At 48.0% G+C, this 19,174-nt stretch carries 16 protein-coding genes; 8 read left to right on the top strand and 8 right to left on the bottom strand.

Features of this window, described 5'->3' with window-relative positions; all coding sequences use genetic code 11:
* Positions 1–40 precede the first annotated feature (40 nt).
* Positions 41–352 carry a c-type cytochrome gene (locus ACO0LB_RS01580; RefSeq protein WP_423045796.1) on the top strand — a complete coding sequence of 104 codons (312 nt, stop codon included), beginning with the start codon at positions 41–43 and terminating at the stop codon, positions 350–352.
* A 111-nt stretch (positions 353–463) separates the two neighbouring features.
* Here the strand turns inward: ACO0LB_RS01580 and ACO0LB_RS01585 are convergent, their stop codons facing one another.
* Positions 464–1,609: a branched-chain amino acid ABC transporter substrate-binding protein gene (locus ACO0LB_RS01585; RefSeq protein WP_423045798.1), complete on the bottom strand. Its 1,146-nt coding sequence runs from the start codon at positions 1,607–1,609 to the stop codon at positions 464–466.
* 146 nt (positions 1,610–1,755) lie between these two features.
* Between ACO0LB_RS01585 and ACO0LB_RS01590 the strand changes: the two genes are divergently transcribed.
* Entirely contained in the window at positions 1,756–2,265 is a 510-nt protein-coding gene (locus ACO0LB_RS01590; RefSeq protein ID WP_423045800.1) for an Lrp/AsnC family transcriptional regulator, read from the top strand.
* A gap of 262 nt (positions 2,266–2,527) precedes the next feature.
* Here ACO0LB_RS01590 and ACO0LB_RS01595 read toward each other — a convergent pair whose 3' ends face one another.
* From ACO0LB_RS01595 to folD, 6 genes are all read right to left on the bottom strand, one after another.
* A complete protein-coding gene (locus ACO0LB_RS01595) occupies positions 2,528–3,832 on the bottom strand; it encodes a D-amino acid dehydrogenase (RefSeq protein ID WP_423045801.1) in 1,305 nt (434 codons plus the stop codon).
* A gap of 142 nt (positions 3,833–3,974) precedes the next feature.
* The gene (locus ACO0LB_RS01600; protein ID WP_423045803.1) at positions 3,975–4,379 is read right to left on the bottom strand and encodes a hypothetical protein; all 405 of its coding nucleotides are present in this window, start codon (positions 4,377–4,379) and stop codon (positions 3,975–3,977) included.
* A 1-nt stretch (position 4,380) separates the two neighbouring features.
* The gene (locus ACO0LB_RS01605; protein ID WP_423045805.1) at positions 4,381–4,800 is read right to left on the bottom strand and encodes a DNA polymerase III subunit chi; all 420 of its coding nucleotides are present in this window, start codon (positions 4,798–4,800) and stop codon (positions 4,381–4,383) included.
* 3 nt (positions 4,801–4,803) lie between these two features.
* Complete coding sequence (locus tag ACO0LB_RS01610; protein ID WP_423045807.1) at positions 4,804–5,427, bottom strand: glutaredoxin family protein; 624 nt, start codon at positions 5,425–5,427, stop codon at positions 4,804–4,806.
* Between the two features lie 10 nt (positions 5,428–5,437).
* Positions 5,438–7,498 carry a M3 family metallopeptidase gene (locus ACO0LB_RS01615; protein ID WP_423045809.1) on the bottom strand — a complete coding sequence of 687 codons (2,061 nt, stop codon included), beginning with the start codon at positions 7,496–7,498 and terminating at the stop codon, positions 5,438–5,440.
* Positions 7,499–7,500: 2 nt separating this feature from the next.
* Positions 7,501–8,346, bottom strand: coding sequence for a bifunctional methylenetetrahydrofolate dehydrogenase/methenyltetrahydrofolate cyclohydrolase FolD (gene folD / locus ACO0LB_RS01620; protein ID WP_423045811.1), 846 nt, complete (start codon positions 8,344–8,346; stop codon positions 7,501–7,503).
* Positions 8,347–8,850: 504 nt separating this feature from the next.
* Here folD and aceE point away from each other — a divergent pair.
* From aceE to ACO0LB_RS01650, 6 genes are all read left to right on the top strand, one after another.
* The gene (gene aceE / locus ACO0LB_RS01625; RefSeq protein WP_423045812.1) at positions 8,851–11,556 is read left to right on the top strand and encodes a pyruvate dehydrogenase (acetyl-transferring), homodimeric type; all 2,706 of its coding nucleotides are present in this window, start codon (positions 8,851–8,853) and stop codon (positions 11,554–11,556) included.
* 132 nt (positions 11,557–11,688) lie between these two features.
* A complete protein-coding gene (gene aceF / locus ACO0LB_RS01630; protein ID WP_423045814.1) occupies positions 11,689–13,011 on the top strand; it encodes a dihydrolipoyllysine-residue acetyltransferase in 1,323 nt (440 codons plus the stop codon).
* 14 nt (positions 13,012–13,025) lie between these two features.
* Positions 13,026–15,143 carry a dihydrolipoyl dehydrogenase gene (lpdA, locus tag ACO0LB_RS01635; RefSeq protein ID WP_423045816.1) on the top strand — a complete coding sequence of 706 codons (2,118 nt, stop codon included), beginning with the start codon at positions 13,026–13,028 and terminating at the stop codon, positions 15,141–15,143.
* 89 nt (positions 15,144–15,232) lie between these two features.
* The gene (gene tmpT, locus ACO0LB_RS01640) at positions 15,233–15,895 is read left to right on the top strand and encodes a thiopurine S-methyltransferase (protein WP_423045818.1); all 663 of its coding nucleotides are present in this window, start codon (positions 15,233–15,235) and stop codon (positions 15,893–15,895) included.
* A 298-nt stretch (positions 15,896–16,193) separates the two neighbouring features.
* On the top strand, positions 16,194–17,300 hold the full coding sequence (locus tag ACO0LB_RS01645) for an HD domain-containing phosphohydrolase (RefSeq protein WP_423045820.1): 1,107 nt from the start codon (positions 16,194–16,196) through the stop codon (positions 17,298–17,300).
* Between the two features lie 140 nt (positions 17,301–17,440).
* Positions 17,441–18,463, top strand: a complete 1,023-nt coding sequence (locus ACO0LB_RS01650) for a diguanylate cyclase (RefSeq protein WP_423045822.1) — start codon at positions 17,441–17,443, stop codon at positions 18,461–18,463.
* 66 nt (positions 18,464–18,529) lie between these two features.
* On the opposite strand, the gene ACO0LB_RS01655 is transcribed toward ACO0LB_RS01650, so the two are convergent.
* Positions 18,530–19,099, bottom strand: a complete 570-nt coding sequence (locus tag ACO0LB_RS01655; protein ID WP_423045824.1) for a hypothetical protein — start codon at positions 19,097–19,099, stop codon at positions 18,530–18,532.
* Positions 19,100–19,174 lie beyond the last annotated feature (75 nt).

The raw sequence follows: 19,174 nt of genomic DNA on the forward strand, positions 1-19,174 counted from the left end.
GGCGGTAGAATGATCAACGGTTTTTAACACGGAGAAAGCAATGAAATATTCTTTATTGGTAGGTGCAGCATCCCTGGTTATGTTAGCTTCTGGTTCTGCTATGGCAAATGCAGATCTGGCAAAGGCAAAAAATTGCATGGCTTGTCACTCTGTTGACGCAAAAGTAGTTGGCCCTGCGTATAAAGATGTAGCGAAAAAATATGCTGGCGACAAAACTGCTGAAGCAAAATTGGTACAAAAAGTAATGAAGGGTGGCAGCGGCTCTTGGGGTGCTATTCCAATGCCTGCAAATCCACAGGTGACAGAAGCAGAAGCAAAAACCTTGGTTAAGTGGGTTTTGGCTCTGAAATAATTTATATTCTTTTCAAGAATTAAAAAAGCCGGTGAAATATTCACCGGCTTTTTATTTGGCTCACTCATAAAAAGCTGCGTGAGAAGCACGCAGCTTTTTACCGCAAGATAATTATTTCACAACTTGCAACAGTTCACGTTTGCCGCCTTTGTATGTGTACAAAGTCAGAGTACCGTCTTTGATATCGCCTTTTGCATCAAATTCGATATCGCCAGTCACACCTTTGTGCTTGATTTTAGCCAGAACTGGCAGGTATTTTGCTGGTTCAGCAGATTTAGCTTGAACCATTGCATCAACCATTGTCATGACAGCATCATAAACATATGGTGCGTAGATCTGAACTTCTACACCAAATTTTTTCTTGTAAGCAGCTTTCCAGTCTTCGTTGACTTTCTTTTGTGCTTCCAGAACACCGCCGGCTTCAGCGCAGACAACTTGGTTTTCACCAATGCCATCACCAGCCAGTTTGACTAAGTCAGCTGTACAGATGCCATCGCCACCCATGAATTTTGCTGTGATGCCCAGTGCTTTCATCTGACGCAACATAGGACCTGCAACTGCATCCATACCGCCGAAGAAAATCACGTCTGGATTTTTTGCTTTGATTGTGGTCAGGATCGCACTGAAATCAGTGGATTTGTCAGTTGTATGCTCTTGCACAACAACTTCAGCGCCTTTACCTTTTGCGCCTTTGATGAATTCAGCAGCAACACCTTCGCCATATGCTGTTTTGTCATCGATGACTGCAACTTTTTTCGCTTTGTTGATCTGAACTGCAAAACGGCCCAAAGTACCGCCCAACTGACCATCATTCGCTACAACACGGAATGCGCCTTTAAAGCCTTGTTGTGTGTATTTTGGGTTAGTTGCAGAAGGAGAAATCTGTGGAATACCTGCATCGTTATAAATTTTGGATGCTGGAATTGTTGTACCGGAATTCAGGTGACCGATAACGCCGTTAACTTTTGCATCAACCAGTTTTTGTGCTACGGTTGTGCCTTGTTTTGGATCCGCACCGTCATCTTCAGCCAGCAATTCGAATTTGACTTTTTTACCGCCGATGGAAACGCCTTTTGCGTTCAATTCTTCGATCGCCATTTTGGCGCCGTTTTCATTGTCTTTACCCAGATGGGCGATGGCGCCAGAGATTGGACCGACGTGACCGATTTTTACTACCATTTCTTGAGCTGCCGCAGCACCAGCAAATGCAAACGCGATTGCGCCGGCCAGTGGAATCATTTTAGTTTTGAACGACATGAACATACTCCTAAGGTTTAAAAAGTAGGACGATTTACTTTCGTCGCGAACTTATTCAGATAACTGAATGGTGAATAAGGTACAACAGAAATTTTTTTTCGCATAGATATTTTGTGCGGTTTTTTTCTCAAACTAACGATTTTTATATGCCCCAATATCGCACACTTGATAAGGTTGATCGTAAGCTGCTGAACTTGCTGCAAAAGAACAACCAGATACCGACCCGAACTCTGGCAGATAAACTCCATCTGTCGCAGCCCACATGCTTGCGCCGTATTCGCGAATTACGCGAGGCCGGCGTGATCAGCGCCGAGGTTGGTATGGTGGACCCTTTTGCTCTTGGCTACGGGATGTCGGCCTTTTTAGAGGTTTCCCTCATTAATCAGGCAGATGAACATATGCAGGCGTTTGAAGCCTGTATGAATAAAGAGCCGGAAGTCATGCAATGTTATTTTGTCTCAGGTGAGTATGATTATTTCCTGGTGGTACATGTGATTGACATGGATGCGTACTATCAATTTGTGCGGCGCGCCATTTCTGGCTCTGGAAACGTCAAGCATTTTCATTCACGTTTTCCGATGAAACGTGCCAAATTTACGACAGCGATTGCTTTTGATGAAAAAGTGGCGGAGTTACCGGTACGGATTACCAAGTAGCATTATCCGGCCATCTTGATTAAGTATTAGGCTGGTATTGTTGTCTTTGATATTTATATGAGGCAATAAAAAAATACGCGAGTGATTGACTGCTAAAGTCAGACAATCAGCTCGCGTGAGGGAAACAAGGTAAGTACCAGCCTGGAGTTTGTATGTCGTTTGTACGCGTACGAAGCGCAACGTTATCGGATAGTTCGTATGGGAGTTCGCAGTGGTGGCTGACGAAGCCTGTTCAATGCAGGCTTTCCGCTGTCATGTTTATTCAGGCTGGGACCAGAATGCTGCTCGCCTGACGACGTTGCATGCCGGTAAAGGCGAAATCAATGTCTGGTACCTGGCCGGCAACAATATCAGCGATTGCCCGACCAGAGCCAGCACCCATAGTCCATCCCAGCGTTCCATGTCCCGTATTCAAATACAAATTGCTATAACGCGTTTTGCCAATATACGGAACATTCGATGGTGTTAATGGACGTAAGCCTGTCCAGTAAATTGGATCATCATAATTACAGGCATGTGGAAATAATTCGCGGGTTCTGCGCGTGATGGCTTCACAACGTGCGGTATTCAGTTCACGTGAATAACCATTCACTTCGCAAGTACCTGCAACACGCAGACGATCACCAAGGCGTGATACCACCAGTTTGTAGCCATCGTCCGTCAGTGATACTGTTGGAGCCTGATCTGGGTTGGTAATCTGGTAGGTCGCAGAATATCCTTTGCCGGGATAGATCATCAGATTGACACCTAATGGTTTGAGCAATGGCTGAGAAAAACTACCCATTGCCATCACAAACGCATCTGCTTTCAGGACTTTATGGCGACCTTCACCATCAATCACTTCGACTCCGGTGATTCTGGCACCATTGCCGCTGCCGTCGGTTAATAAACGGGTAACGGTTGTATTAAATTGAAAATCGACACCAGCCTCGACTGCCTTTTTTGCCAAGCCTGAGGTGAATTTGTAGACATCGCCGGATTCATCCGTTTCCGTATAATCTCCACCCACGATTTTATTGCGTATGCTTGCCAGTGCTGGCTCACGGCTGACCACTTCATCGGCGCTGATGGAATCACGCGGACACCCCAGATCCCTCATGAGTTTTGCTGCTGGCAGGGACGCGTCAAATTCTTTTTGATCGGTATAAAAGTGCAGAATACCTTTGGTCAGGCAGTCATAATCAATCCCGGTTTCAGCCCTGACTGCTTGTAATGTCTGACGGCTGTATTCGGCAATCGCAACGATCTGGCGAATGTTGTCATCGGTGCGTTTTTGTGTGCACTCCCGCAAAAAGCTTAATCCCCACATCCATTGCAATAACTCAGCGCGAGGACGAAACAGTAAAGGAGCATCTTCTTTGCCCAGCCATTTTAAAACTTTTAAAGGTGCTGACGGATTTGCCCAAGGTTCGGCATGTGAGACTGAAATCTGGCAGCCATTTGCAAAACTGGTTTCTTGTGCCGCACCGGGTTGACGTTCAATCACGCTGACGTCATAGCCTTGCTTGCGTAAAAACCATGCAGAGGATGTGCCGATGATGCCTGAACCGAGAACGATGACTTTCATGAGGGAAATCTCCTATTGGGTATGGGGAGATTGTAGAAACAGAACGGTTTTCTGTGTAATCAATAAACTATTAAATATTTTTATTTTTAAAATAAAAATAAATTCGTATGTTTATAAATCAAAGTTTTTTTAAAAAATTTGATTATTTTGAGATTTTTACCTTGGAGATTTCCTGAGTAACTGCCCGTGTAATCACCTCTTCCAGTGTTTTGTGTAATCCGGTCCGTATATCGGACGATAAATTCTCAACTGCAGTTTGCAAAACATCGGCCAGACTATCGCGTACACGGTGTTCCAGCACAAAATCTATCCTTGCCAAAACCTGTTGCAGAACGTTTTCTTTTAATGTCTGTTCAATGGCCTGCCATTCCTCCGGACTGATTTCTCTTGAGGTTTCTGTCGCTGTCGGAGTTTGCGTTTGATTCAGCTGATCGGTAGCGATTGAGGTACCAGGAGCAGCAGATGTGATGTTCTCTGCGGCAGGATCTGGATAAATAATCTCGGTCAGAACGGGGATGCTGGCATCAATTTGATTGGAGGAGGTCATATTATTTGGCGACAGAATGGCTGAGGTGATAGCCTTGTTGCTGATATTGCCGATATCTCTCGCGGCCGATTGTTTTATCACCTTCGTCATCAGAGATGATTTCTATCATGCGTTGAAATGCAGAGAAATTCTCGGGAATGACAGCGGTCAGATTGATCAGCAATTCATAATGAGGGCAATGGATACTGGTGTCATCGGTCAGCACAATCGGAGTGACTGATGCTAACGGGTGATTCATCATCACATGCGGTAGGAAATCAGCTTCCGTAAAAGTCCAGAGTACTTCATCAAGACGTCGCAATATCGCAGCATCCGTATGAAAGACAACGGCTTTGCAATTGGCAGCATTTGCCTTGCGTATCAGGCGACAGGTATATGCCAGTTTATCTGCAACGTTGCTATGAAAATCGATACGTGTCATGGCTTAAAACCGGAAGCCATTGTCATTGGTCGGTTTTTTTACCGGTAACGGTGCTGGTGCTATTTTGGAGCTGGCCGGGGCGCTGGTTTTTGGTGTAACCGGAGTAACAGGAGCAGCTGGCTCTGCCGCCGGATAGTGATATTCTTTCGGCAGTTTATTTGTGGAGGGATAACCTGCTGAAGTCAGCGCATTTTTCCATGCCTCGCTATCGAGCCCGAACAGTTTTCCTGGGCCAATGGCGACAAACGGTACCTGCGAATCACCGCTGACTTGTCGTAATTTGTTGATGTCTTCGTTCGTTTTGATCGTTTTTTCGGCAAATGGAATTCCATTCGTTTTCAGTAAATTCCGACCATCATTACAAGGATTGCAGTTATCCGCGGTGTACAGCGTGACTGGATTCTGAGCGACAGCTGCTGCCAGATCAGGTGGCAACGCGACACCAGTCATGATCTCTGGCAAGGCTTTCTTTTCCAGATTTTTTTGCTGGTCAGCAGGTGGACGATCGCTGTAATTGACTTTGCCATCTGGCCCCACCCACTTATATAGTTCGGCGTGAGCCTGTACCGCCAATAAAGTCATTGGCAGGACTATCCAAGTCAGTGTTTTGACAGGCAAAGTCATCATTCATCTCTCCTTATTGAGTCATGCCACTATGGCGCAACAGAGCATCAATCGCGGGTTCGCGCCCACGGAATGCCTTAAAGGATTCCAGGGCAGGGCGCGATCCACCTACTTCCAGAACTTCTGTCTGAAATTTTTCTCCTGCCTGTCGCGACAGACTATTACCGGATACGGCAGTTTCTTCAAATGCGGCATACGCATCGGCGGATAAAACTTCTGCCCATTTATAGCTGTAATAACCCGCTGCATAGCCGCCGGAAAAAATATGTCCGAAAGAGTGTTGAAAGCGATTAAATTCAGGTGGCGTAAACACCGACACCTGTTCTCTGACGGTATTCAGAATGTCCTGCACTGACTGTGTACCATGGGGATCAAAATGATCATGCAGGCGCATATCAAACAAGGCGAATTCGACCTGACGCAAGGTTTGTAAACCAGATTGGAAATTTTTTGCAGCGATCATTTTCTCATACAGTTCACGCGGTAATGGTGCTCCTGTTTCTGCATGGGCAGTCATATGTTGAAGTACATCCCATTCCCAGCAAAAATTTTCCATGAACTGAGATGGCAGCTCCACTGCATCCCATTCAACCCCGGAAATTCCGGATACCGATAAATCATCGACTTTTGTCAGTAAATGATGCAGCCCATGGCCGAATTCATGAAACAAGGTGATCACTTCATCATGCGTGAATAAGGCAGGTTTTGTCACACCATCGATAGATGCTGGTTCTGTAAAGTTACAGGTCAGGTAAGCGACTGGAGTTTGTACGCCATTCGCAGTCAGACGGCGACCCCTGGCATCGTCCATCCATGCGCCGCCACGTTTGCCGTTACGGGCATATAAATCGAGATAAAACTGTCCGATCAGAACACCTGCCTTTTCGATACGATAAAATTTGACATCTTTATGCCAGGTAGTCGCCGTGTCTGCCTGAATCTGCACATCAAATAATGTTTGTATCACGCGGAATAATCCACTGATTACCTGATGTTCAGGGAAATACTGTTTTACTTCCTGTTCAGAGAAGGCATAGCGTTGTTCACGTAGCTTTTCTGATGCGTAGGCAGAGTCCCAGGATTGCAATTCACTGATACCCAGTTGCTCTGCCGCAAACTGCCGTAATTCTTGCAAATCCTGTTCAGCGAACGGGCGTGCACGTTGTGCCAGATCTTCGAGAAAATGGCTGACCTGCGCGGGCGACTCCGCCATTTTACTGACCAGCGAAACTTCTGCAAAATTGCGATAACCCAACAGTTCAGCTTCCTCTTTTCGTAATTGTAACAATTCAGCAATGATCGCTGAATTGTCCCACTCTGGCTTGCCAGCTAATTCAGATGCTTTGGTTGCATTCGCGTGATAGATTTTTTCGCGCAAATCGCGCTGATCGGCATATTGCAGCAGCGGGAAATAGGAGGGGAAATGCAGCGTGAATTTGTAGCCTGATTTACCGTCTTTTTCAGCAGCGGTTTTCGCTGCCTGAATCACATCGTCAGGCAAACCACTCAGCTCGCTGATATCTTCTACAAACAAGCCATAATCGTTCGTAGCATCAAGCACATTTTCAGAAAATTTAGTGGACAGCGCAGCTTGTTTTTCCTGAATTTCAGCATAACGCTGCTTTTTGTCTTCCGGTAATTCTGCACCACCGAGACGGAAGTCACGAATGGCATTCTGAATGATCGTTTTTCTTGCGACAGGTAAGGCATCAAAACCTGGCTGGGCACGCAATGCTTTGTATTTTTCAAACAGCGCCAGATTCTGACCAAGTTCTGTCCAGAATTCGGTAATGGCCGGTTGATTTTCGTTGTAAGCAGCACGCATTTCCGGGGTGTCTGCAACTGCATTCAGATGTCCGACGATACCCCATGCCCGTCCCAGTTTTTCAGTAGCATTCTCCAATGGCTCGACAAAGTTTTCCCAACTGACTTCTGCCTGTTGGCTGGTCAGTTGTTCTATCACCGAACGACCTGCTTCCAGCAAGGTAGAAATGGCAGGGCCGACGTGTTCCGCCTGAATATCAGCAAAATGCGGCAGGTCGCTAAAATCGAGCAATGGATTGGCTTGTGTCATAGTCAGATTCTTTCAGCAGCTTCAATGGTGTTAACCAGCAACATGGTGATCGTCATCGGACCGACGCCACCTGGTACAGGAGTAATGTAGCCCGCAATTTCTTTGACATTGGCATAATCCACATCGCCACAGAGTTTGCCTTCGTCGTCACGGTTCATGCCAACGTCCAGTACGACAGCACCGGGTTTGACCATGTCTGCAGTAACGATGTTGCGTTTACCCGTTGCCACGACAAGAATGTCTGCATTGCGTGTATGTGCTGCCAGATCGCGGGTCTTGGAGTTGCAGATGGTGACGGTAGCGCCTGCTTGCAAGAGCAGCATTGCCTGAGGTTTTCCAACAATATTCGATGCGCCGACAACCACTGCGTTAGCACCGCGCACCGGATACTCTATCGACTCCAGCATTTTCATGACGCCGTATGGAGTACATGGGCGGAACAATGGTTGCCCCGTCATCAGTAACCCTGCGTTGCTGATATGAAAACCATCAACATCTTTTTCTGCGGCAATTGCTTCAATAACTTTGTTCGCATCGATATGCGCAGGTAAGGGAAGTTGAACCAGAATGCCATTGATTTTGCTGTCGTTATTGAGGCGATCGATATGCGCCAGCAAAGCATCTTCACTCAGATCAGCATCATATTTTTCCAATACAGAATAAAAGCCGCAGTCTTCGCATGCTTTGACTTTGTTGCGAACATACACTTGCGACGCCGGGTTTTCACCCACCAATATGACAGCCAGACCTGGCTGTTTGCCTTGTGCTGTAAGGGTCGCTGCACGTTGCGTGACCTCGGCACGGATTTGTTTGGAGAGTTCGGTTCCGCTGATGATTTGAGCTGTCATGGTGGGCTTTGCAAAATAAGATCAAGCCGAGATTATAAATTATGCGCCGTGCCGCCGGAGAACAAAGCGTAGAGGAATGTTTTTTCCTGATTTATTCAGAAGTGGTTAATGTTGTATGAAGTGTTTTTGGTGTTTTTTGGATGGAAACTTCGCTATGTGTTCGCAATAAGCGATATGGCAGATGAACTTTTTTACGGCGATGGATGAATTTATCTGCTTTATCTTGCAGTGCACAAATCAGCTGTTGTGGAACAGAAGGGAATCTTTCAGGCAGGGACTGCCTGAACTAGTGGTGAGTAGTGAGAAATTTATTTTCTAAAAGAAAAATATTTTTTGCGATGCAAACAAAATTTCATAATATGGAATCATATATCGCTATTTGAAAAATTAAAAAGTGCTGTTAAAATGCTTTCGCTCGCAATTACACTGATTTAAAACAAGCACTTATTTCTCGATTTGCCCACGCGCTTCGTGATGAAAGCGCACTCACAGGAGACCATGTAGATGTCAATCCAGTCACCCCAGATAGACCAAGTTCTGGCGCAAGCCGTTAATGATCCCGATGTGATGGAAACTAACGAGTGGCTGGATGCGCTCGAGTCCGTCATCGAAAACGAAGGGCCAGAACGCGCCCACTATCTGATGGAGCGCATGGTTGATCTGGCGCGTCGTCGTGGTGCGCATATTCCTTTTTCCAGCAATACAGCCTATGTGAACACGATTCCTGCTGATCAGGGCGAACACTGCCCGGGTAATCTGGAAATCGAAGAAAAGCTGCGCTCCATGATGCGTTGGAATGCGATGGCAATGGTGGTCAAGGCGAATCGTGTTGATGGTGACCTGGGCGGTCACCTGTCCAGTTTTGCTTCATTGGCAAATATGTTAGGTATCGGTTTCAACCATTTCTGGCATGCACCTACTGAAGAGCATGGCGGTGATTTGTTGTATATCCAGGGCCACTCTTCTCCTGGTATTTATGCCCGCGCTTTCTTGGAAGGTCGTCTGACGGAAGAACAACTACTGCATTTCCGTCGCGAAGTCGATGGTAAAGGCCTGTCTTCTTATCCACATCCGAAACTGATGCCTGATTTCTGGCAATTTCCAACCGTGTCGATGGGCCTTGGTCCATTGATGGCAATTTATCAGGCACGTTTCCTGAAATATTTGCACGCACGCGGTATTGCTGACACTGAAAAACGTAAAGTCTGGGCATTCTGCGGTGATGGTGAGATGGATGAACCAGAATCGATGGGCGCCATTGGTATGGCAGGGCGCGAGCAACTGGACAATCTGGTCATCGTCGTCAACTGTAACCTGCAACGTCTGGATGGTCCTGTACGTGGCAATGGCAAAATTATCCAGGAACTGGAATCTGATTTCCGTGGTGCCGGCTGGAATGTCGTTAAAGTCATCTGGGGTAGTGGCTGGGATGAGTTGCTGGCAAAAGACAAAGAAGGCATTTTGCAAAAAGTCATGATGGAAACCGTGGATGGTGAATATCAGAACTACAAAGCAAAAGATGGTGCTTATGTCCGTGCACACTTCTTTGGCAAGCATCCGAAATTGCTGGAAATGGTTAGCAAAATGTCGGATGACGATATCTGGCGTCTGACCCGCGGTGGTCATGACCCGCACAAAATCTATGCTGCATTTAAAGTAGCACAGGAAAACAAAGGCCAGCCAACCGTGATTCTGGCGAAAAGTATCAAGGGCTTTGGTTTCGGTAAATCTGGTGAAGCACGTAATACCGCGCATAACACCAAGAAGCTCGACGACGAAGCGATCAAAGCCATGCGCGACCGCTTCCAGTTACCGATTTCGGATGCTGATTTGCCAGCGATTCCTTTCTATAAACCAGCTGATGACACGCCAGAAATGCAATACCTGCAAGCGCGTCGTAAAGCCTTGGGTGGTTACTTGCCACAACGTCGTCAGAAAGCGGACGAAGCGTTGGTTGTGCCAGAATTAACCGCATTCCAGGCGATGCTGGAGCCAACGGCTGAAGGTCGTGAAATTTCCACTACCGCTGCCTATGTCCGCATCCTGACAGCATTGTTGCGTGACGCTAGTCTGGGTCCTCGTGTTGTGCCTATCATGGTGGATGAGTCCCGCACTTTCGGTATGGAAGGCTTGTTCCGTCAGATCGGTATTTTCAGCCAGGTTGGTCAGTTGTATGAGCCGGTCGATAAAGATCAGGTGATGTACTACCGCGAAGATAAAGCCGGTCAGATTCTGCAAGAGGGCATCAACGAAGCCGGTGGTATGAGTTCCTGGATCGCTGCGGCGACTTCCTACTCGACCAATAACCGCGTGATGATTCCGTTTTACACGTATTACTCGATGTTCGGTCTGCAACGTATTGGCGATCTGGCATGGGCAGCGGGCGATATGCGTGCACGTGGTTTCTTGCTCGGCGGTACAGCTGGTCGCACGACGCTGAACGGCGAAGGCTTGCAGCATGAAGATGGTCACAGCCATGTGTTGGCATCGACAATTCCGAACTGCGTTCCTTACGATCCGACCTTTGCGCATGAAGTCGCGGTCATCATGCATGACGGCCTGCGCCGTATGGTGACGAATCAGGAAGACGTGTTCTATTACATCACACTGATGAATGAGAACTATAGCCATCCGGGTCTGAAAGCTGGACAGGAAGACGGCATTATCAAAGGTCTGTATTTATTGCAGAAAGCCGAAGAAACGACGAAGCACCGTGTACAGTTGATGGGTTCCGGCACGATTTTGCGCGAAGTCATCGCTGCTGCTGAATTGTTGCAAAACGACTGGGGCATCGCTGCCGACGTCTGGTCCGCGCCTTCCTTCACCTTGCTGGCGCGTGATGGTCAGGACGCAGAACGCTGGAATATGCTACATCCGACAGAAAATGCACGTTTGCCATATATTACTGAATGCCTGAAAGACACGACTGGCCCTATCGTCGTATCAACGGATTACATGCGTACATTCGCAGAGCAGGTACGTGCGTTCATTCCGAAAGACCGTAGCTATAAAGTCTTGGGTACCGATGGTTTTGGTCGCTCTGATTCTCGTGCCAAACTGCGTGAATTCTTTGAGGTCAATCGTTATTTTGTCGTGGTCGCTGCATTGAAAACCTTGGCTGATGAAGGTGCGTTGTCTGCTTCTGTCGTGGCTCAGGCGATTGCAAAATACGGCATTGATGCTGACAAACCAAATCCGGTAACTGTATAACAGTATGAGAGAGGTGCGCATGGCGCGCCTCTTTTTGAATTTGTAACTGACCAAAGAATACGTAGGGTGCGCCGAGCGCACCAAATCAAGGTGCGCTCGGCGCACCCTACCTGAAATAACGGAGCCCAAATTATGAGTAACGTGGAAGTTAAAGTACCGGATATCGGTGATTTCAAAGAAGTGGAAGTCATTGAACTGATGGTCAAAGTTGGCGATACCATCAAAGTTGATCAGTCGCTGATCACCGTCGAATCTGACAAGGCCAGTATGGAAATCCCGTCCAGTCATGCTGGCGTGGTCAAAGAAATCAAGGTCAAAGTCGGTGACAAAGTCGCAGAAGGTTCTTTATTGGTGATCGTGGAGGCCAGTGGCGATGTGGCAGCTCCTGCACCCGCAGGTGCATCAGCTCAGCCGGCTGTTGCACCTGCTGTACCTGCCGCACCGGTCGCCGCTGCACCAGTGCCAGCGCCTGCTGCACCAGTGACTGCACCAACAGCATCAGCGCCGATTGCGTCTGCTGGCAAAGCACATGCGTCGCCATCCATTCGTAAATTTGCGCGTGAACTTGGTGTGGATTTGGGCCGCGTTGCTGGTTCGGGTCCCAAAGGTCGCATTACGCAAGAAGATGTACAGAATTTTGTCAAAGGCATCATGGCTGGCAGTACTGCGGTTGCCGCAGTTGCCGCACCTGTTGCGCAAAATGGCAGCGGTTCAGGGTTGAATCTGCTGGCGTGGCCATCGCTGGATTTCAGTAAATTCGGCAGCACGACGACACAGCCTTTGTCACGTATTAAGAAATTATCAGGACCGAATCTGCATCGTAACTGGGTCATGATTCCGCACGTCACGCAATTCGACGAAGCCGATATCACCGGCCTCGAAGACTTCCGCAAATCATCGAACGAAGCGATGGCAAAATCCGGCGTCAAGCTGACCATGCTGGCGTTCGTGATCAAGGCCAGTGTTTCTGCGTTGAAAAAATTCCCGGCATTTAATTCTTCGCTTGATGCCACCGGTGAAAACCTGATCCTGAAGCAGTATTACAACGTCGGCTTTGCTGCGGATACGCCAAATGGTCTGGTGGTACCTGTCATCAAAAATGCAGATCAAAAAACTCTCTCGCAAATCGCTGTTGAAATGGGCGAGTTGTCTGCTCAGGCACGTGATGGCAAGCTGAAACCTGCTGATATGCAAGGCGCAACCTTCACTATTTCTTCCCTCGGTGGTATTGGCGGTACAGCATTCACGCCTATCATCAATGCACCTGAAGTAGCGATCATGGGCTTGTCTAAATCCAGTATCAAACCAGTCTGGGACGGTAAGGCATTCCAGCCACGCTTGATGCTGCCTCTGTCACTGTCCTACGATCACCGCGTGATCGACGGCGCGATGGCGGCGAAATTCACAGCCTATCTGGCCGACGTACTGGCTGATCTGCGTAAAACCTTGCTGTGAGCGGAGACAATACGATGAGCACAATCGAAGTTAAAGTTCCTGATATCGGCGACTTCAAAGAAGTCGAAGTGATTGAATTACTGGTCAAAGTCGGCGATACGATCAAGGTCGATCAGTCCTTAGTGACGGTCGAATCCGACAAAGCCAGCATGGAAATTCCTGCCAGTCACGCCGGTGTGATTAAGGAAATGAAGGTCAAGTTAGGCGACAAAATCGCTGAAGGCAGTATTTTGCTGGTGGTTGAGGCGGAAGGTGCAGTTGGAACTGTAGCAGCGAGCGCAACACCTGCAGCCCCAGCAGTTGCTGTAGCTCCAGTCGCTGCCGCTCCAGCCCCGGCTGCTGTCGCAGCACCTGCCGGGCCAGTCGGTATTGTGGAAGTCAAAGTGCCGGACATCGGCGATTTCAAAGAAGTTGAAGTCATCGAAGTCATGGTCAAAGTCGGCGATACGATCAAGGTTGATCAGTCTCTGATCACGGTGGAATCGGACAAAGCCAGTATGGAGATTCCTTCCAGCCACGCCGGTGTGATCAAAGAAATCAAAGTCAAGGTCGGCGACAAAGTGGCAGAAGGCTCGTTGTTGCTGCTGGTGGAATCCGTTGGTGCCTCCGCGCCAGCAGCGGTTGCTGTTGCAGCACCAGTTGTGGCCGCAGTTGCCTCAGTTGCTCCAGCCACGCCTGCGCCGGTCGCATCCGGCTACACGGGTCAGGTCGATATCGAGTGCGACATGATGGTACTCGGTGCTGGTCCCGGCGGTTATTCCGCTGCCTTCCGTTCTGCCGATCTGGGTATGAATACGGTGCTGGTAGAGAAATATTCTACACTTGGCGGCGTCTGCCTGAATGTCGGTTGTATTCCTTCGAAAGCGCTGCTGCACGTTGCTGCGGTGATCGATGAAACTTCGCACATGGAAGCGCTGGGCGTGACATTTGCGAAACCGGCGATTGATATCGACAAGCTGCGCGGCTACAAAGAAAGCGTCATCAAAAAAATGACGACGGGCTTGGCTGGCATGGCAAAAGCGCGTAAGGTCAATATCGTGCAAGGCGTCGGCCAATTCCTTAGCCCTTACCACATTGAAGTCACTGCTGCAGACGGTACGAAAAAAGTAGTGCAGTTCAAGCAGGCGATTATCGCGGCTGGTTCTTCCGTCGTGAATCTGCCATTTGTCCCTGTTGATCCGCGCATCGTTGACAGCACCGGTGCACTGGAATTACGTCAGGTGCCAAAACGCATGTTGGTGATCGGTGGTGGCATTATTGGTCTGGAAATGGCGACAGTGTATTCGACCCTCGGTGCGCGCATCGATGTGGTTGAAATGATGGATGGCCTGATGCAGGGCGCGGATCGCGACATGGTCAAAGTCTGGCAGAAGCACAACGAAAAACGCTTCGACAACATCATGCTGAAAACCAAAACGGTCGGTGTCGAAGCGCTGCCGGAAGGCATCAAGGTCACGTTTGCATCTGCGGTTGAAGGCGAAGCTGCCCCTGCGCCGCAAGTCTACGATCTGGTGTTAGTGGCTGTCGGTCGCAGTCCTAACGGTAAGAAGATCGCGGCAGACAAAGCAGGCGTTGCCGTGACTGATCGTGGTTTCATCAACGTCGATAAACAGATGCGTACGAATGTGCCGCATATTTTTGCGATCGGTGATCTGGTTGGTCAGCCTATGTTGGCGCATAAAGCCGTGCATGAAGCACATGTGGCTGCCGAAGCTGCTGCTGGTGAAAAAGCCTACTTCGACGCGCAGGTGATTCCGTCCGTCGCTTACACTGATCCTGAAGTCGCATGGGTTGGTGTGACCGAAGACGAAGCCAAAGCCAAGGGCATAAAAGTCGAAAAAGGCTTGTTCCCGTGGATGGCTTCTGGCCGTGCAGTCGCGAATGGCCGCGACGAAGGCTTCACTAAATTGCTGTTTGATGCAGAAACCAAACGCATCGTCGGCGGCGGCATCGTCGGTACGCATGCTGGTGACATGATCGGTGAAATCGCACTGGCAATCGAGATGGGCGCAGATGCGGTGGATATCGGCAAAACCATCCATCCACACCCTACATTAGGCGAATCGATTGGTATGGCTGCAGAAGTGTACAAAGGCGTCTGTACCGATTTACCTCCGCAACGTAAGAAGTAATTAAGAAGTAATTTTGACCTTGTGTTATTAATAAAGCCGCGATTCAGGTCGCGGCTTTTTTCATATCAGCAATAAACAGGAGTGCATCTATGGAAGCCGATTTTTGGCATGGAAAATGGGAGCGTGGTGATATCGGTTTTCATATCGCTGATGTGAATCCCTTGTTAGTCAAGCATATCGATACCTTGCAATTGTCGCCACATAGTCGGATTTTTTTGCCATTGTGCGGCAAAACGCTGGATATTCATTGGTTATTGGATGCCGGATATCGTGTGGTGGGGATTGATCTGAGTGAAGTCGCGATTCGTGCTTTGTTCAGTGAATTAGGCATCACACCTGAGGTGCAGGATCTGGGAGGGCTACTTCAGTTCAAATCCACTGATATCAATATGTTTGTCGGGGATTTTTTCCGGTTATCTGGCGATATTTTGCAAAAGGTCGATGCGATCTATGATCGTGCTGCTATGGTGGCGTTGCCAGCAGCGATGAGATTGGACTATGCAGCACATTTGCGCCAAGTCACGCATACCGCTGATCAGCTACTCATTACTTATGAATATGATCAGACGAAAGTGGATGGGCCTCCGTTTTCAGTTGTGGCAGACGAGGTACTGCGACACTACTCCGACAGTTATCAGCTCACACAACTCGTACGTCAGGATGTCGCAGGTGGAATGAAAGGGAAAGTCCCAGCGTCAGAATCCGTATGGCATTTGTGTGAAAGGGCGGGTACTGACTTGAGTGGAGAATAAAAGGCTGCATTGCAGATATTCAGCGGTGGATGTTGAATTATGGATGATAAATGATCGATCATCACGGTCGATGATCAATAGCAGACGGACAATAAAAAATGTCTGCTACTCAGCATCGCTGGCCTGATGGCTCCTCTCCGCCCCAGTAAAGGCAGATACATTGGCGGCTTGCGAGTGCGTATCGTGCTACAGACTGTCGTTCTCAATGATAAATTCTGTCAACTTTTTTTAATCAGGAGATGGGTCGGCTATACTTTTTACATCATTATTGCCGCAAATCAACTTGGGACACGCCATCATGACTACCGTTATTTCCGGAGCAACCTTTAGCTGTCCCGAGTTCCTGGCGATGGAGCGAGCCATCATTGACGATTTTGTCGATTGCACGCGTGAGTGTTGTGATGAGGCAGAAACTTGCGTCAAAGCACTTAATAAACATGGTGGTTCTGACTATATTCATCGACTATTCCGTTCATTGCATTCCCTCAAGGGGAATTGCCAGATGGTTGGTTTGACACCATTCACTTCTTTATTGCATAAAATAGAAGAAATTTTTTCTCTGGTGCGGGCCCATCCTGAGCGTTACTTTCCGGAGTTAGGCGAATTTTTGTTGCTGGCAACGGATGAGGTCGAAGACTTACTCAATGAGCTGATTGCGCAAGGTAGCACGAGCCATGTGCGCAGGCAAAAACTGTATGACCTTTGCGAGGCGTTGCAGAAAAGCAGCAGTGATAATCTGTATCCCGAACATTTTCGCGATGCGATTCAGCAACTCGGTGGCAAGCTGGCTGACAAAGAGGGGGTCGAGAAAGCCCATAAAATACTGTTGGAACTGCTACCGGATCTGGAGTTTATGCGTAAGCTGGCATTGCAGATCGATCATTTAAGTATTTATCGTAAAAACCGGACAGATCAGCAGGTGCAATTAATTGAAGCGTTAAATGAAGCGCTCGGTCTCCCGTTGGATGTACAACAGTTAAAAGCAGCGTCATGGATGCATGATGTCGGGATGAGTTTTATTCCTCATACTATTTTCAATAAAGAAGGCAGCCTGTCTAAAGAAGAGGTGCGCATCATTCAGGAACATGTTGTGATCGGTAGTCAGTTATTGTTGCGCTTTGGTGGATGGGATGAAGCTGCACGCATGGTACTTGATCATCATGAGCGCTATGATGGGTCTGGCTATCCTAATGCGCTCAAAGGTGAGCAAATTCATCCCGGTGCGCGTATGCTGGCGATTGTGGATACCTTTTGCTCTATCACCAACGAGCGCTCAGATCGCAGTTATAAAAAAAGTTTGCTGAGCGCGATTTCTGAAATCAATGCCAATAGCCACATACAATTTGATCCAGCGATGGTGAATGTATTTAATGATGTGGTTCGCAAGTTAATCATGAGGCTGTGAGTCTGATTGCGTGCTAAACACAACATTAAATTGCTTTTTATTATGACGTGCGAGCCTTTGTTCTCTGATGTTCTCTTTTCAATATTACTTTCCTTTGTTGAAAATTTTTATTTCTGAAATCAATAAGACGACGTCAATCAATGCTAAAACGCTCAAAAGAAGAGGTGATATTGCTCTTGCTCTGTGGCTTGAGTATTCCTAGTATTTTGCCTTTTGGCATCATTCGACTGATACAGAAAAGCTGGTTGCTGGCTGCCGTGGATATGGGAATCGTCACAGGTATGCTGGCGCTGATGGTATTTGTGATTCGTACCCGTCGCATACGTCTTGCCAGTATTGCAGTGACGATATTTTATTCTGCTGGTATGCTACTGTCGGTGTATGTCAATGGGCAGCCAGTGTTGTATTGGGCATATCCGACGATGATTTCTGCCTTTTTTATTTTGCGTGCCGGTGAAGCCCTGTTGCTTAATAGTGTTTCACTGATCGTCTTGATTGGCATGCTGCAAGGTAAAACAAGCTTGCTCGATTTATCCAGTCTGGCCATCACGCTGACCTTAATTAATTTATTCTCATATATTTTTTCTCATAGTACCAACCTGCAACATAACGAGTTAAATCGTCAGGCAAAAAATGATTTTCTGACAGGTGCTGGTAACCGTCGCGCATTTGATCGTAAATTAAACGAGTTATCCCAAGTGGACTCTCCCGCCGATGATGTTTGCCTGCTGATTTTCGATCTCGATCATTTTAAAAAAATCAATGACCAGTTCGGTCACGCCACAGGCGATCAGGTACTGGTGCAATTCTCGTCTCTGATTTGCTCGCGTATACGGGCGACGGATCGTTTGTATCGTTATGGCGGAGAAGAGTTTGCGGTGATTGCAGTCGGCATGAATATGGTCGCGGCCGCCAGGTTTGCTGAAGAACTGCGTTTAATGACAGAAAACAGCAAACTGTTGCCCGATTACCCTGTCACGGTATCTATTGGGGTTGCCCACAAACTGCCTGAAGAAACTGCAGAGGATTGGTTTTTACGCGCTGACGGCATGCTGTACGCCGCCAAGTTATCGGGGCGTAACAGAGTGCGCGTCGCGGAAGAGTCTGTTGATGCGGATGCACTCTCGATCGCACCCGCATCAACCACATTGAAACATTCATAAACCACTTATCAATGATGCTGAATGATCCAGAGAGCATCTTGATGGTGGCTTTGTTGTGCTGTATTTTTATGTCTTGTTTTCTGACTCCGGCAGATAACTCCAGCTTGGAATAAACAATAACGCGCATAGCGAAGCAATCGCAATGGCGGCCGTGATCCAGATAACAAATGAGTTAGCGGCAATACGTTCCGGATAAATTTTAATCACAGCGCCCAGCCCGATGGCATTTCCACCCGCGACCAGCACTGCGCTGGCATAGTCCTGAAAACGACGCGCCTTGTTCGCTCCCATTGCCCAGACCGGATCGGTGTTATAGCTTGGTAAGCGTAAATGTGCATCATCCAGACGCTCCAGCGCTGACAAAAAATGTCGCAGATTGGTAATCGCCCGTTCGGCTTTGTAATTCAGAAAAGCCAGGCAAGTCGATGCGACTGGAAAACCCATGACCAGCCATTCTATCGGTAGCTTGCTGTTTGCTTCACCGGGTTTTAATGCCACCAACGCAGCCAGCAGACTGACTACCAATGTGACGTACAGCGTCAACGCCTGATGGCGCTGGGCGATACGACTGTTGACTTCGTTATAGGCAGCAATGAAGCGATAATTCGCATCGACGTGGGATTTTGCAGACATCATTCTCTTTCACTGAAACAGCCATCAGGCATACGTTAACAGGACTGACACAATATTGTTCCGGCAAGGTACGACATA

The sequence above is a fragment of the Undibacterium sp. SXout7W genome (assembly GCF_049339385.1).
In the GTDB taxonomy this organism is placed as follows: Bacteria; Pseudomonadota; Gammaproteobacteria; order Burkholderiales; family Burkholderiaceae_D; genus Undibacterium.